Raw genomic sequence first — 12,760 nt, 5'->3', positions numbered from 1 at the left:
GCACCGCTTCTGCCCGGTCTGTAACCGGATCGGTATACATCGATCGGGTTCACGTGGCCGCCTGAAAAGCTACTGGCGGGTAGCTGTCACCAGCGGTTGTGTCGGTACTAGCGAACGCTCCGTCGGACGCCGCACCGATCGCTTGTCGCAACGCCGCGACATAAGAATGCACCGCAGCATTCGCGACCCCGTTGTTGGGATAACGGATCGCCAAATTCAATCCACGAGGAGTGCGATTGAGCCAGAGGTACACGTCGTGGGTGTACGCCCGACTACGTAAGGCCCGCGCGTTACGTTCTGGCCACTGGGCGGCCTCCGGAACGAATCGAACGTCCATGTAGGACACCACGAATCGAGGCGATATGGGCCTCCCGAGACGTTCGCCGACGCGGTCGAACGGTATCGCCGCCGCGGGCTTCACTGCGGCCGTGGCTTCGGCAGCTCGGCGGGCGAGCACGTCGAACGACGCGTCATCGGCGGCAAACTCGACCGGGCACAACCCGACGAACCAGCCCAGCGCCCCGGCCCACTCCTGCGAGCTGCGCGTGTGGACGGGTGTGATCACTTGAAAATGGTCTTTACCGGCAAGGTCGTGCCCGACGACCGCAAGGCAACTCAACAATCCCGCGAAATAGCCGACGCCCACCGAGCCGCACACGGAACTGAACGCCTGTGAACCCTCGGCATCGAGCAGCCAGGTGGACAGTCCGTTCTGTGGTTCGGCACTGCGCTCGCCGATCGGTAAGGGGAACCTCGCCAAACCGCCGTCACCGAGCGCACGGCGCCAGAGGTCGACCGCCGCATCTTCGGACTCCGAATCCGTCATCAGTTCACGTTCGCGTGCACCGAAGTCGACGTAACTGCCCACCGGAAACAGGTGGGAGGCAGATCCGCACAGTGCTTCCCGGTACAGCGCGGTGATCTCGTGGGCGATCAGCACTATCGAAAAACCGTCGATGATCGAGTGATCTGCGGCGAAGAACACGGTGAACGGGCCGTCGCCGCCGCGCCGGGTCAAGGTCGCGAACACGTACGACGGCCAACTGTGCGGGGACGCGTAGTCGTCGAACAATTGGTGCAGGTGTTCGAAATTATCCTGACCGGTCGCGTCGTAGCCGTGATCGACAACTCCGATGTCTATTCCGCCGGCCGGAATCGTGTGGCGACTCACATTCCCGGTGCCGGAGTCCAGGGCGGTGTGGGAGCGCAGTACCTCGTGTCGGTCAGTCCAGCGGCGCAGTGCCGCCTTGAACGCGTCGGCGTCGAGCGGGCCGTCGATCTCGAAGGCCGTCCCGAGCCACGAGGTGTCTCCGGAACCGGCGGCCGACCGCAGCAGGTGCCGTTCGTGAATGTAGGACACCGGCCGCGGATCGGGTTCCCACGGGCCGGTTGCACACGGCAGCCATTCGACCAGCGCGCCGGCGGGAATCGCGTAGTCGGCCAGTTCGGTGAATTCCATCGATCAGGCCCGCAGGCGCCGTTTGATTCGTGCGAGCATCGCCGACATCCCGCGTAGGCGAAGCGGGCTGACGGCCTCTGCCAGGCCGAGAGCGGAGTAGAAGTCGTCGGGTACGGCGAGGATCTCGTCGGCGGTGTGACCGTCGAGGCCCTGCGCGAGGATGGACGCGAAACCACGCGTGGTGGGTGCCTCGGCCGGCGCACTGAAGTACAGCCGCACGTGCCCCCGATCCGAGCTGTCCACGGCCAGGAAGAGCGGCGACTGGCACTCGGGGACCGGCTCCATCGCGCTCTCCTCGAGCTCCGGCGGCAACGACGGCAGTTCACGGCTGAACTCGAGCAGCAGAGTGAGCTTGTCCGAGGCGCCGACGGCAGCGAAGTCGTCGACGATCTCGGCCAGAGCTTCAGGAAGAACGCTCATGACGCCGATGCGGTGGACGGTGCAGCGGTGACGGACGGTGCAGCGGTGGTGGACGGTGCCGTTCCGGGTTCGTCACCCTGGACGATCGGGACGCGGACGGCGTTACCCCACTCGGTCCACGAACCGTCGTAATTGCGCACGTCCGGGTATCCGAGCAGGTGGGTCAACACGAACCAGGTGTGCGAGGATCGCTCACCGATACGGCAGTAGGCGACGATCTTGTCTTCGTCGGACAGATCACCGTAGATCTCGTCGAGTTCGGTCCGGTGCCGGAAGCGGCTGTCCGGTGCCGCGGCCTTCGCCCACGGGATGCTCCGTGCGCCGGGGATGTGGCCGCCGCGCAATGCGCCTTCTTCCGGATAGTCGGGCATGTGAGTGCGCTCGCCGGTGTACTCCTGGGGGGAGCGCACATCGATGAGCGGATTCTCGCCCAAGTGGCCGAGGACGTCGTCCTTGAATGCGCGGATCGGTGCGTCGTTGCGCTCGATCACCGGATAGTCGGTGGACGCGACCGCCGGAACGTCGAATGCGGTGTCCCGATTCTCGGCGATCCACGCGTCACGGCCGCCGTCGAGCAACCGGACGTCCTCGTGTCCGAAGAGGGTGAAGACCCACAGTGCGTACGCCGCCCACCAATTGCTCTTGTCGCCGTAGATCACGACGGTGTCGGTACGGCTGATGCCTTTGCGGTTCATCAGTTCCGCGAACTGCTCGCCGTCGATGTAGTCGCGGCTGACCGGATCGTTGAGATCGAGGTGCCAGTCGATCTTCACCGCGCCGGGGATGTGGCCGACGTCGTACAGGAGGATATCCTCGTCCGATTCGACGACCTTGAGTCCAGGCGTACCCAGATTCGCCGAAAGCCACTCCGTGGAGACCAACCGGTCGGGATGCGCGTATGCAGCAAACGCGGGGGAAGGATCGGGGGAAACGGGCACGGGCGGTCTCCTGAAAGACGAGGCGATCGGAATCGAACTACTGACGCGTACGATTCTAGGCGCTCACACCGACTGGAGTCGTCCGCGTGCGCCGGGCACACGCCGACAGCACCGCATCTAGGCGTACGTGGACACCCGTGAGGCGAACAATCGTCCGGTGACATCGTCTGGCACGGTCACCGAGTCGGCGCAGATACCGCGCACGACGCGGTCGAGTTCGGTGAGGAAACGCTGCATGGCCGCATTCGCGGTGGCGGTGTCGGGGAACCGTGATCGAAGCGACAACCCTTTGTTGGTGCGCGAAATCCAGAACTGAACATCGTCGGCCACCGTCACGTTGCTGACGTGGTGGGCGTTGAGTTCCTCGTGATCGTCGGTACCCGGCAGCTTTCGGTAATCGATGTACGAGACCATGAAGACATCAGTTCTCGTTCTTCGAACGTTCTCGCCCAAAGCATCTCGAACCTGCGCCATGGTTACGCCTTCGAGGGTGAGGGCGACCCGGAACGATGCATGCGTATGTTCGAGCGAGGCGACGAAATCCGAATCCGGCGCGAGTGTGACCGTGATCGGGGCGCTGGTGGTCAGCCATCCGATCGCGTCGGCCCATCGTGGATCGTTGCGGATATGGAGCGGGAACTGCAGTGGCATGACGGATTGTCCGGTCAGTTTCTGGACGGAAAGGCCCATCGCGGTGAGTATTCCGGTAAACACACTGCCACCCGCGGCAAGGCAGATGTCGTCGAACCTGGCGGTCTGTTCCATGTCGAGAAGAACCCGTACGTCGGCACCTTGTGGTGCCGGTTTACCGGCCTCGACACCCAGATCCAAGGGGAAGCTGGGCGAGGTGCCGTCACATGTCTCGTAGAACCTCGCCCACTCCGTGATGCGGGGATCGTCGGGCTCGGGAATCTCACCGTCCGCTTCGAGTTCGCAGTATCGGACGAAGCTGCCCGGATCGCCCAGTCGACTCGTCACCTCGGCGACCGCGTCGCAGTCGCCGAGGTCGTCGAGAGCTGACACACCCTGGTAGATCTGGCGTAGCTCACCGAGCGCGATGACCAGCGAGTAGCCGTCGACCAGCGTGTGATCGAACGCGCTCAACACCGTGTAGTGATCGCCCCGTTCGACCGTGGCGAACGTGTACGCCGGAAAAGTGAGTGGATCACACACCGCGGTGAAGCGTTTCTTGAGGTGACTGCGCAACTCCCCGGTGGTGGAAAATGCCACCGGTTCCGAGGCGGCGAAGCCGGCCTCGTTCTCGTCGAGAGTGATACGCACGGTGGTTTCACCGACCTCGAATCCGGTGTGCAGAGTGTCGTGCCTGCGCACGAACAGCCGCAATGCCAGCTCCAACGCCGGCCGGTTCAAGGTGCCGGGCAGATCGAATGCGGCGGCCATCCAGACGCTACGACCCACGCCGTGGATGCGGGCCGTTTCGAGGTGGAAGTACTGGTTGTAGGACGGCGGAACCTGGGATTGGCTGATCGCATCGGCTGCCGGTTGCAGCGTCCACTCCGTGACGACGCCCGGCTCGAGCGCATACCTGTCGATCGATGTCACATGCATCAGCGGGCGCCTACCGCTCGGGTGAATTCGTAATCGCCCTGTTCGGCAACGGTTTCGACGATGGACGACACAAGGTCGGCGAATCGCTTGACGGAATCGTGCGCAATCGGCGTGTCCGGATGCGAGATCGCCATCCACACTCCGTCGTGCATGCGATTGATCCACATGGAAGCAATCTGTGTGTCCTTGCCGCCGACAATTCCTCGCACGCGACTGACGTCGTAGCTGTGTGAGTCCTGCAAGCGGCGGGCGTCGATGTAGGACACGACCGGTGGCGGTGTGAGAGTCCTGGAAAGTCCGACCGCACCGCCGGTTCCGGGTTCGGCCAGAACAAGATCGATCACCTGCTGCACGGAGACGTGCAACAGCTCCTTGCCGGAGTGGTACGCCTTTTGCCCGACCTCGCACAATTGTGTGAACGACCGCTTGTCGTCGATGTCGATGCCGACGGGGATCAAATTGATGTACCACCCTTGGGAGAACGCATCGTCAGCCGATCGAGTGCTCACCGGGGACAGCGCGGTGTAATCGGCGCGGCCGGTCAGTTCGAATTGAGCGATCGCCAACGCTGTGAAGATCCCCCCGATGAAGTTGGCGCCGTTGGCTTTGCATACCGCACCGAATTTCTCGCAGTACACCTCGTCCGCCACGACGAACCGAGAACCGATGGCCGGTTTCGGTGCGTCGTCGGCGCCGAGTGGAAGTGGGAAGCCGGGGAACGACCCACCGCTGCGCATGACGTACGACAACCACTTGTGCACCTCGGGTGACTGCAAGGTCAGTTCGGCGGCCCGTTCGCTCTCGATGCGACCGAACTGGGCGAAACTACCCGCAGGACCGAGTTCTGCGTCGGATCCGGTGATCTCGGCCGTATAGAGTCGACGTAATTCGGAATAGGTCAGCACCATCGAGTTCATGTCCGTGTGGGCATGATCGATCGCATGGAACAGTGTGAATCCAGCCGAGGATTCAGCGCCCTCGATCGCCTCGTGCTCGACCGCGCCGAACACGAAGGCAGGCCAACTCAATGCGCTGGTTTCCGAGGCGAACCTCGCGGCAACGAGGTCGCGGATCGCTACCGGGTCGAGGACGTCCTCGCTTGCCCGGTACTCGAGATCGATCGACGCTGCGGGAACAATGTGGCGGCGAACCTCGAAGGACGTGTCTGCGGCGTCGGTGGTTGCCTCGTCGAAGGAAAACCAGGAGTGCAGAGTGTCGTGACGGCGAACGTACGTCGCCAGGCTGCGTGTCATGGCATCACGATCGAGCGGGCCGTCGAAGTCGAAGGCTATTCCGATCCAGGGGGATTGAGGATCACCCCGCTCGGCGGTGACACGGGCGCGGCGAAGATGCCGATCCTGCATCGTGGTGGGCGGTAGATCTCTGTTCGTCTCGGCGGATGCGGCGACGCTCTCACCCTCGCGAGTGACTCTCCATTCGACTACCCGACCGGATTTCGGTTGCCAGTGGGTGATCAGATCAAGATCCATCGAGAAGAACTCCTGCGTATTGGTGGTCGAGAAGACTGTTGTGAAACCAACAGTCGATGAACTATCCCATCCCAGTGGGGGAGTTGTCCGGTATACCCTAGTCGGGAGTGGAGCGCATTCTACGCAACGGGTTGATCAACTAAGGTCGACAAATGCCCGAAAACGTCAGCGGTGTCGTGGTCGACGCCGACGAGTCGAAAGAGCGAACGTCGGCAACGCCGTTGAAGGTATGGCTCGGCTTGGCCACCAGCCTCGTCGCCGCATTCATGCAACTGCTCGACGCGACCATCGTCAACGTCGCCCTGCCGAGTATCGCCGTCGACCTCGACGCAGGCGTGTCCGCGCAGTTGCTCATGGTTAGCGTCTACATCCTTGCGTTCGCATGCTCGCTCATCACAGCCGCGCGGGTGGGCGACCGATTCGGCCGTCGGCGCGTATTCCTGATCGCGCTGAGCGGGTTCGTTCTCGCCTCGCTGCTGTGCGGCCTGGCCCAGGACGCCGGCATGCTGGTCTTGTTCCGGGCGCTGCAAGGCCTGGCTGCCGGCTCGATGTCGGCACAGACGTTCGCGATGATCTCCGGGCTGTTTCCCAAGTCCAAGCATCCGAAGGTCTTCGGAATTTACGGGGCCACAATCGGTCTCGCCACGATCAGCGGTCCGTTGGCCGGCGGGTTGCTGATCGAGTGGGATGTGTTCGAGTGGGGATGGCGGCTGATCTTCTTCGTCAACGTCCCCATCGGAATTCTCGCGCTCGTGCTCGGTTACCGCTACCTCGTCGATGCACGCGCCGAGCACATCCGGTCGCTCGATCTCGTCGGCGCCGGGCTGTCCGCGATTGCGCTGTTTCTCCTGATCTTTCCGTTGGCGGAGGGTCGAGCGCGAGGGTGGCCGGGCGAATTGATCACGATGATGGTTCTGTCGGTTCCGGTTGCCGCGGCTTTCGTCGCCTACGAACTACGACTGCAAAGGCGAGGTGGCGAACCCGTCGTGACCCTCGCTCTGTTCCGCGACCGCGCCTTCTCGGTCGGCGCGGCACTCGCGTTCGTGTTCTTCGGGACCCTGACCTCGTTGATCTTCACGATCAGCCTCACCCTGCAGTTCGGATTCGGATTCAGCGCCCTGCGCGCCGGTGTCGTGACAGTCCCGTGGGCGGTGGGAATGGGCATCGCGGCACTGTCCTCGTCGACGGTGTACGAGCGCATCGGCAACCGTGTGCTGATTCTCGGTATGGTCGTCTTCGCCGGATCGCTCCTGGCGTTGTCGGCGATCCTCGGCGCCGAGGGCAGCGATCCGCGCTGGGCGGTTCTTGCCGGTCCGCTGTTCGTCGGCGGAATCGGGCTCGGGCTGTTCGTCGCGCCCTTGCAGACCGTGATTCTGGCCGGAGTGGATCCGGCGCGCGCGGGATCGGCATCCGGTCTGCTGCCCACGGTCCAGCAGGTAGGCAGCTCGATTGGTCTGGCAGTGGTCGGCATCGTGTTCTTCGGCCTGGTGGCGGGACAGGCCCCGGCTGCCGTGCAGGCCGAACGCGCGAACGTCGTTGCCCAACTCGAACGAATCGGTCTTCCCGAAAACCTGCGTGGTATCGCTGCCGATACCTTCGTCGACTGCGCGAGAAGTCAATTGGAATCGAGTACGCCGATGGCAACCGCACCGCAGTGCCGTCCGGCCGGTGCCTCGACCTCGGCAGCCGGCCCGATCGGCGATACTGTCGAGATTGCATACAACTCCACCAGGGCCGCCGCGGGTGCGGCGTTCTCGGCGGCGCAGCGCCGGGTTCTGGTGATCATCGCGGTTGTCGCCTTGGCTGTGGCGCTGGCGTCGACTGCGCTACCGCGCACCACCACGATCAGGTGACCAGCGAGATCAGAGGACGCTCTGGGACCGCCACAGCTGCGAGACCGACACTCCGACCCGTTCGAGAAGTGTTCGCAGCAAGGGCAATCCGATTCCGATGACACTGGACGGATCGCCTTCGATGCGTTCGACGAACCAGCCGCCCAGACTGTCCAAAGTGAACGCGCCTGCCACCTGCAACGGCTCGCCGGTGGCGAGGTACGCCTCGAGGTCCTCGGTGGACGGATTCGCGAAATGAACGACCGTCGCACTGTGCTCGGACACCGCCCGCACGATCTGGCCGTCCAGCACTCTGAGAACACTGTGACCGGTCAAGAGCGTGGCACTGCGCCCCGCCATCTTCGCCCAGCGTTTCCGTGCGACATCGACACTGTTCGGCTTGCCCTGCAACGTGCCGTCGATCAGAAGCATCGAATCGCAGCCGACCACGACGACGTCGTCCAGACCGTCCGCGCGTAGGCCGGGAACGATCTCCGCGGCCTTCGCCTCCGCCAGGACGGTGACCACGTGAGCCGGATCGGCGTCCGGCCCCAACTTCTCGGTGACGGCATCCTCGTCGACACCCGACACCCGTACCAACGGCGACACCCCGGCCGCCCGCAGAACTGCCAGGCGTGCCGGGGATGCCGATGCCAGAACCAGCTGACTCATCGGGTTTGGTGATCCGAGATCATCGGCGACCGAGAAGTGGGTACGCGTACGGCGAGAACGGCGCACGGGTCCGATGGAACTGCGTCGGATCGCCCCACGTCTCCGCCGGCAGGCCCGACTCGGGAGCGGCCTCGCCACCGGTTGCCGCCGCGAGGACACTGACCAGCGCAGCGATCTCCACGTCCGTCGGCGAACCCTTGACGATCCTGATGATCGGCGCATCCGAAGTCTCGGCGGGCGCGGCTTCCGTGACGGATTCGTCGGCTACGGCAGCGCTGTCTCCGAGTGCACTCTCCGCCGGCGGTACGTCGTCGACGCGTACGTCTTCGGTAGTTGCGGTCACAGTGGAATGTTCCCATGCTTCTTGGGCGGAAGTGAAACGGCTTTACGTTCGAGCAGTCGCAATGCTGCCACGATCTGGCCGCGGGTGTGCGACGGCGGGATGACCGCGTCGACGTATCCGCGCTCGGCCGCGACGTACGGGTTCACGAGGGTGTCCTCGTACTCGTTCTGCAGCTTCAGGCGCAATGCGTCGACGTCTTCACCGTTCTTTGCTGCTTCGAGGAGCTGCTTGCGGTAGACGAACCCGACTGCTCCGGATGCGCCCATCACGGCGATCTGCGCGGTGGGCCACGCCAGGTTGAGGTCGGCGCCCATGTGCTTGGAGCCCATGACGTCGTACGCTCCGCCGTAAGCCTTGCGGGTGATGACCGTGATCTTGCCGACCGTGGCTTCGCCGTACGCGTAGAGGAGCTTCGCGCCGCGACGGATGATGCCGTTGTATTCCTGCTCGGTTCCGGGAAGGAAGCCGGGAACGTCGACGAGGGTGATGATCGGGACGTTGAACGCGTCGCAGGTGCGCACGAAGCGTGCGGCCTTCTCCGAGGCGTCGATGTCGAGGCAGCCCGCGAACTGGGTGGGCTGATTCGCGACGATGCCGACGCTGCGTCCGTCGACGCGGCCGAATCCGACGATGATGTTCATCGCGCGCTCGGCCTGGACCTCGAGGAACTCGTCGTCGTCGAGGATGCGGCGGATGACCTCGTGCATGTCGTACGGCTGGTTCGCCGAGTCCGGGATCAGGGTGTCGAGTTCGAGGTCCTCGGGAGTGAGGTTGTCCTCGAGTGCTCCGACGATCGGATCGGTGATCTCGCCGCGCGGAGCGGCCGCCTGGTTGTTGGACGGCAGGTAGCTGAGCAGGTCCTTGACGTAGTCGAGGGCGTCCTGCTCGCCGGAAGCGACGTAGTGGGCGACACCGGACTTGACCATGTGGGTGCGGGCACCGCCGAGGTCTTCCATGGTGACGTCTTCGCCGGTGACGGTCTTGATGACGTCGGGGCCGGTGACGAACATCTGGGAGGTTTCGTCGACCATCACGACGAAGTCGGTCAGGGCGGGGGAGTAGACGTGGCCGCCTGCGGCCGGTCCCATGATGAGGGAGATCTGGGGGATGACGCCCGAGGCTTGGACGTTGCGATGGAAGATCTCGCCGTATAGCCCGAGGGAGACGACGCCTTCCTGGATGCGGGCGCCTGCGCCTTCGTTGATGCCGACGAGGGGGCGGCCGGTGCGGATCGCGAGGTCCATGACCTTGACGATCTTCTCGCCGTAGATCTCACCGAGGCTGCCGCCGAAGACGGTGGCGTCCTGGGAGAAGACACAGACGTCGCGGCCGTCGATGGTGCCGTAACCGGTGACGACACCGTCACCGACGGGGCGATTGTCGGCGAGGCCGAAGTTGGTGCTGCGGTGACGAGCGAGGGCGTCGAGTTCGACGAACGAGCCCTCGTCGAGGAGTGCGGTGATCCGCTCGCGGGCGGTCAGTTTGCCCTTGGCATGGACTTTGTCGATTGCAGTCTGGCCGGTCGGGGCCTGTGCCTGCGCCTGGCGAATCCTCAAGTCCGCGAGCTTCCCCGCAGTCGTGTGGATGTCGGGTGCGGTCGCCGCCTCCGGCGCGTTCGGCTCTTGGACAGTGGTCATGAGTTCGCAGCATAATCTAGTGCTTAGCGAACGCTTCGACGGCAGGTCTGGTTGGCGGGTGACCCCCCGTCTAAGCTACTGACCAGTACATTTCTGCGTACGTCCTAGGCTGGGACTATGTGGACCGACCTGAACAGACCCCCCCTCGACAGTGCTGCCCTTCGGCGAGCGCTGGTGCGCAGCGACGACGAGGCCGACGCCCGCGCATTCTGGAATCGACTCGATGTCGTGGACTCGACCGGATCCACCAATGCGGACCTGCTGGCCCGGTCGGCCGACCACGACGCCGACCGTCACATCTTGATCGCCGAGTTTCAGGAGAGCGCCCGAGGACGACACTCTCGAACCTGGGTCAGCCCGGCCCAGGCCCAGATCTCGATGTCGGTGCTGCTGACGATGCCTGGTATGAATCCGTCCGACATGGGCTGGTTACCGCTGCTCGCGGGTATCGCCGTCGTGGATGCGCTCCGCGCAGTGGCCGAAGTGCCCGCAGAGTTGAAATGGCCCAACGACGTTCTGATCGGCGACAAGAAGGTTGCCGGGATTCTGGCCGAAGTAGGTAGAACCACGCCCGACCCGGCCGTCGTGATCGGTATCGGACTCAATGTCAGCCTGGGAGAGTCGGAATTACCCGTCCCCACGGCGACATCGCTGCTTCTCGAAAATGCGGCCACTACCGACCGGGACACTCTGGTCAGGGCGATGGCTCGCGAGCTCGCCACCCGGTTCCGCGCCTGGGAGAGCGCCGGATGGGATACGTCGGTCCCCGCAGCGGCGTACCGCGAACGATGCGGAACCCTGGGCAAGCGCGTACGAGCGGTACTGCCCGGTGACAACGAGATATACGGAATCGCCACCGACGTCGACAGGTCGGGTCGGGTGGTCATCGAGATCGAGGGTTCCGGAGGCGAAACATTTGCCGTCGCAGCCGGTGACATCACCCACCTGCGGGCGGCGCCCCCCGAAGACTAGTTCGAAAAGGGAGGGTTGTCTGAATTTTTGGTCTGAAGGTGCTACTTTTCGGCCGGGACGGTTGGACTTTTCCCGCCGCCACCACACCGAATTCGCTCGTCAGTCCGGCGAGCGATCACCATAGTTTCGAGGGGCTGGCATGACCACACCGATTGTCCTACCGAGTGATACCGAAATAGCCGAGAGTGCCCGTCGGCTGTTGTCAGGCGTCACCGTGGCGCTCGGCGTTCTCACCTTGGCGCTCGGCATCGCCGTACTCGTCTGGCCACAAGCCACATTGGTCGTGGTCGCAGTGGTGATCGCGATCCAACTCTTCGGTTTCGGGATCGTACAGATCATCCGGTCGTTCGCCGACATCACGGCGACGGGCAAAGCACGAACACTCGTCGCGATATCGGGTGCGCTCGCCGTTCTGCTCGGATTCCTGGTGCTACGTAGCCCACTGCAGACCGTCGTGCTGATCGCCCTCGTCATCGGCGCATGGTGGGTCTTCCGCGGAGTGCTCGACCTCGTCGACGCCGCATCCTCGCACACCGTGGACCGCGGCCTGTCGATCGTGCTCGGGATCGTCAGCATCATCGCCGGCGCCGTCGTCCTGCTCCAGCCCGAACTCTCCCTCGACGTCTTCCGTATCGTCGTCGGAGTGTGGATGGTGCTCTACGGGATCATCATCGTCGTCACACCGCTGCTGCTGGCCAGGCTCACCAAGTCCTGACGCCAGACAGGTCGGCGGATATTCTGCTGCGTCGACCACCACCTCGCGTGCGGCCGGTTCCTTCCCGGGACCGGCCGTCGGCGCGCGGTATCTCGGCGACCGGCCGTCGGCGCGCGGTGGCACACTTTTCGGCATGGGATACCCGGAAGATGCACTCGCCTACGACGAGGACCTGATCCTGCATCGTCATCCCCACTGGAAGATGCTCGTCATCCCAGCCCTGGTGTTCGTCTCGGCGACCGCTGTCGCGGGCTTCCTCCTCGGACTCGTGGAGGCGAAGCTCGAGGGGACTATCCAGACCGTCGCTCTCGTGGCGGTCGGGGTGTTGTGGCTCGTCCTGGTGATCTGGCGCTCCGTGGCACCGTTCACGGTCTGGAAGTTCACGCACTTCATCGTCACCGACCGTCGAGTCCTCATCCGGCACGGTGTCCTCACCCATACCGGCATCGACATTCCGGTCGGCCGAATCAGTAACGTCCAATTCCGGCACGGACTGATCGACCGCATGCTCAAGACCGGCACGTTGGTCATCGCATCGGCGAGTGACGACCCGCTCGAGTTCGACGACATCCCGGACGTCGAGCACGTCCACGCACTCCTCTATCACCAGGTCTTCGATTCCACGCAGCGCCCACTTGATCGTCCACAACCCGACAATTACGACGACGAATCCGAAACAGGCCGGGAAAACGGCTGGTAATCCCGGTTTCACA

12 protein-coding genes are annotated in these 12,760 nt (G+C 63.9%); 4 read left to right on the top strand and 8 right to left on the bottom strand.

Annotated elements, in window-relative coordinates:
• Positions 1-49 precede the first annotated feature (49 nt).
• From ABH922_RS14660 to ABH922_RS14640, 5 genes are all read right to left on the bottom strand, one after another.
• Positions 50-1,459 (bottom strand): condensation domain-containing protein, encoded by a 1,410-nt coding sequence (locus tag ABH922_RS14660; protein ID WP_424807606.1) that lies wholly within the window; start codon positions 1,457-1,459, stop codon positions 50-52.
• 3 nt (positions 1,460-1,462) lie between these two features.
• On the bottom strand, positions 1,463-1,879 hold the full coding sequence (locus tag ABH922_RS14655; protein ID WP_424807605.1) for a SufE family protein: 417 nt from the start codon (positions 1,877-1,879) through the stop codon (positions 1,463-1,465).
• On the bottom strand, positions 1,876-2,817 hold the full coding sequence (locus tag ABH922_RS14650; protein ID WP_424807604.1) for a sulfurtransferase: 942 nt from the start codon (positions 2,815-2,817) through the stop codon (positions 1,876-1,878). The genes ABH922_RS14655 and ABH922_RS14650 overlap by 4 nt, the downstream gene beginning before the upstream one ends.
• A 117-nt stretch (positions 2,818-2,934) precedes the next feature.
• Positions 2,935-4,386, bottom strand: coding sequence for a condensation domain-containing protein (locus ABH922_RS14645; RefSeq protein ID WP_424807603.1), 1,452 nt, complete (start codon positions 4,384-4,386; stop codon positions 2,935-2,937).
• Positions 4,386-5,876, bottom strand: a complete 1,491-nt coding sequence (locus ABH922_RS14640; protein WP_424807602.1) for a condensation domain-containing protein — start codon at positions 5,874-5,876, stop codon at positions 4,386-4,388. Before ABH922_RS14640 ends, ABH922_RS14645 begins: the two co-directional genes overlap by 1 nt.
• Positions 5,877-6,028: 152 nt before the next feature.
• Between ABH922_RS14640 and ABH922_RS14635 the strand changes: the two genes are divergently transcribed.
• A complete protein-coding gene (locus ABH922_RS14635) occupies positions 6,029-7,729 on the top strand; it encodes a DHA2 family efflux MFS transporter permease subunit (RefSeq protein WP_424807601.1) in 1,701 nt (566 codons plus the stop codon).
• Positions 7,730-7,738: 9 nt separating this feature from the next.
• On the opposite strand, the gene ABH922_RS14630 is transcribed toward ABH922_RS14635, so the two are convergent.
• Genes ABH922_RS14630 through ABH922_RS14620 form a run of 3 tightly spaced genes read right to left on the bottom strand, consistent with a single transcriptional unit; the run spans position 7,739 to position 10,360 of the window.
• Positions 7,739-8,380, bottom strand: a complete 642-nt coding sequence (locus ABH922_RS14630; RefSeq protein ID WP_424807600.1) for a Maf family protein — start codon at positions 8,378-8,380, stop codon at positions 7,739-7,741.
• A gap of 19 nt (positions 8,381-8,399) precedes the next feature.
• A complete protein-coding gene (locus ABH922_RS14625) occupies positions 8,400-8,723 on the bottom strand; it encodes an acyl-CoA carboxylase subunit epsilon (RefSeq protein WP_424807599.1) in 324 nt (107 codons plus the stop codon).
• The gene (locus tag ABH922_RS14620; RefSeq protein ID WP_424807598.1) at positions 8,720-10,360 is read right to left on the bottom strand and encodes an acyl-CoA carboxylase subunit beta; all 1,641 of its coding nucleotides are present in this window, start codon (positions 10,358-10,360) and stop codon (positions 8,720-8,722) included. Before ABH922_RS14620 ends, ABH922_RS14625 begins: the two co-directional genes overlap by 4 nt.
• A gap of 117 nt (positions 10,361-10,477) precedes the next feature.
• Between ABH922_RS14620 and ABH922_RS14615 the strand changes: the two genes are divergently transcribed.
• The 3 genes from ABH922_RS14615 (at position 10,478) to ABH922_RS14605 (ending at position 12,747) form a co-directional block, all read left to right on the top strand.
• Positions 10,478-11,332 (top strand): biotin--[acetyl-CoA-carboxylase] ligase, encoded by an 855-nt coding sequence (locus ABH922_RS14615; protein WP_424807597.1) that lies wholly within the window; start codon positions 10,478-10,480, stop codon positions 11,330-11,332.
• 139 nt (positions 11,333-11,471) lie between these two features.
• Entirely contained in the window at positions 11,472-12,047 is a 576-nt protein-coding gene (locus ABH922_RS14610) for an HdeD family acid-resistance protein (protein ID WP_424807596.1), read from the top strand.
• A gap of 133 nt (positions 12,048-12,180) precedes the next feature.
• Positions 12,181-12,747: a PH domain-containing protein gene (locus ABH922_RS14605; RefSeq protein WP_424807595.1), complete on the top strand. Its 567-nt coding sequence runs from the start codon at positions 12,181-12,183 to the stop codon at positions 12,745-12,747.
• Positions 12,748-12,760: the final 13 nt, after the last annotated feature.

The sequence above is a fragment of the Rhodococcus sp. 27YEA15 genome, assembly GCF_049739425.1.
In the GTDB taxonomy this organism is placed as follows: Bacteria; Actinomycetota; Actinomycetes; order Mycobacteriales; family Mycobacteriaceae; genus Rhodococcus_F.
This window is presented reverse-complemented; position numbering and strand designations above follow the sequence as displayed.

Coding starts and splice junctions, on each gene's coding strand:
- ABH922_RS14620 (WP_424807598.1), bottom strand. CDS start 10,360: ATGACCACTGTCCAAGAGCCGAACGCGCCGGAGGCGGCGACCGCACCC.
- ABH922_RS14605 (WP_424807595.1), top strand. CDS start 12,181: ATGGGATACCCGGAAGATGCACTCGCCTACGACGAGGACCTGATCCTG.
- ABH922_RS14630 (WP_424807600.1), bottom strand. CDS start 8,380: ATGAGTCAGCTGGTTCTGGCATCGGCATCCCCGGCACGCCTGGCAGTT.
- ABH922_RS14610 (WP_424807596.1), top strand. CDS start 11,472: ATGACCACACCGATTGTCCTACCGAGTGATACCGAAATAGCCGAGAGT.
- ABH922_RS14615 (WP_424807597.1), top strand. CDS start 10,478: ATGTGGACCGACCTGAACAGACCCCCCCTCGACAGTGCTGCCCTTCGG.
- ABH922_RS14640 (WP_424807602.1), bottom strand. CDS start 5,876: ATGGATCTTGATCTGATCACCCACTGGCAACCGAAATCCGGTCGGGTA.
- ABH922_RS14635 (WP_424807601.1), top strand. CDS start 6,029: ATGCCCGAAAACGTCAGCGGTGTCGTGGTCGACGCCGACGAGTCGAAA.
- ABH922_RS14645 (WP_424807603.1), bottom strand. CDS start 4,386: ATGCATGTGACATCGATCGACAGGTATGCGCTCGAGCCGGGCGTCGTC.
- ABH922_RS14655 (WP_424807605.1), bottom strand. CDS start 1,879: ATGAGCGTTCTTCCTGAAGCTCTGGCCGAGATCGTCGACGACTTCGCT.
- ABH922_RS14660 (WP_424807606.1), bottom strand. CDS start 1,459: ATGGAATTCACCGAACTGGCCGACTACGCGATTCCCGCCGGCGCGCTG.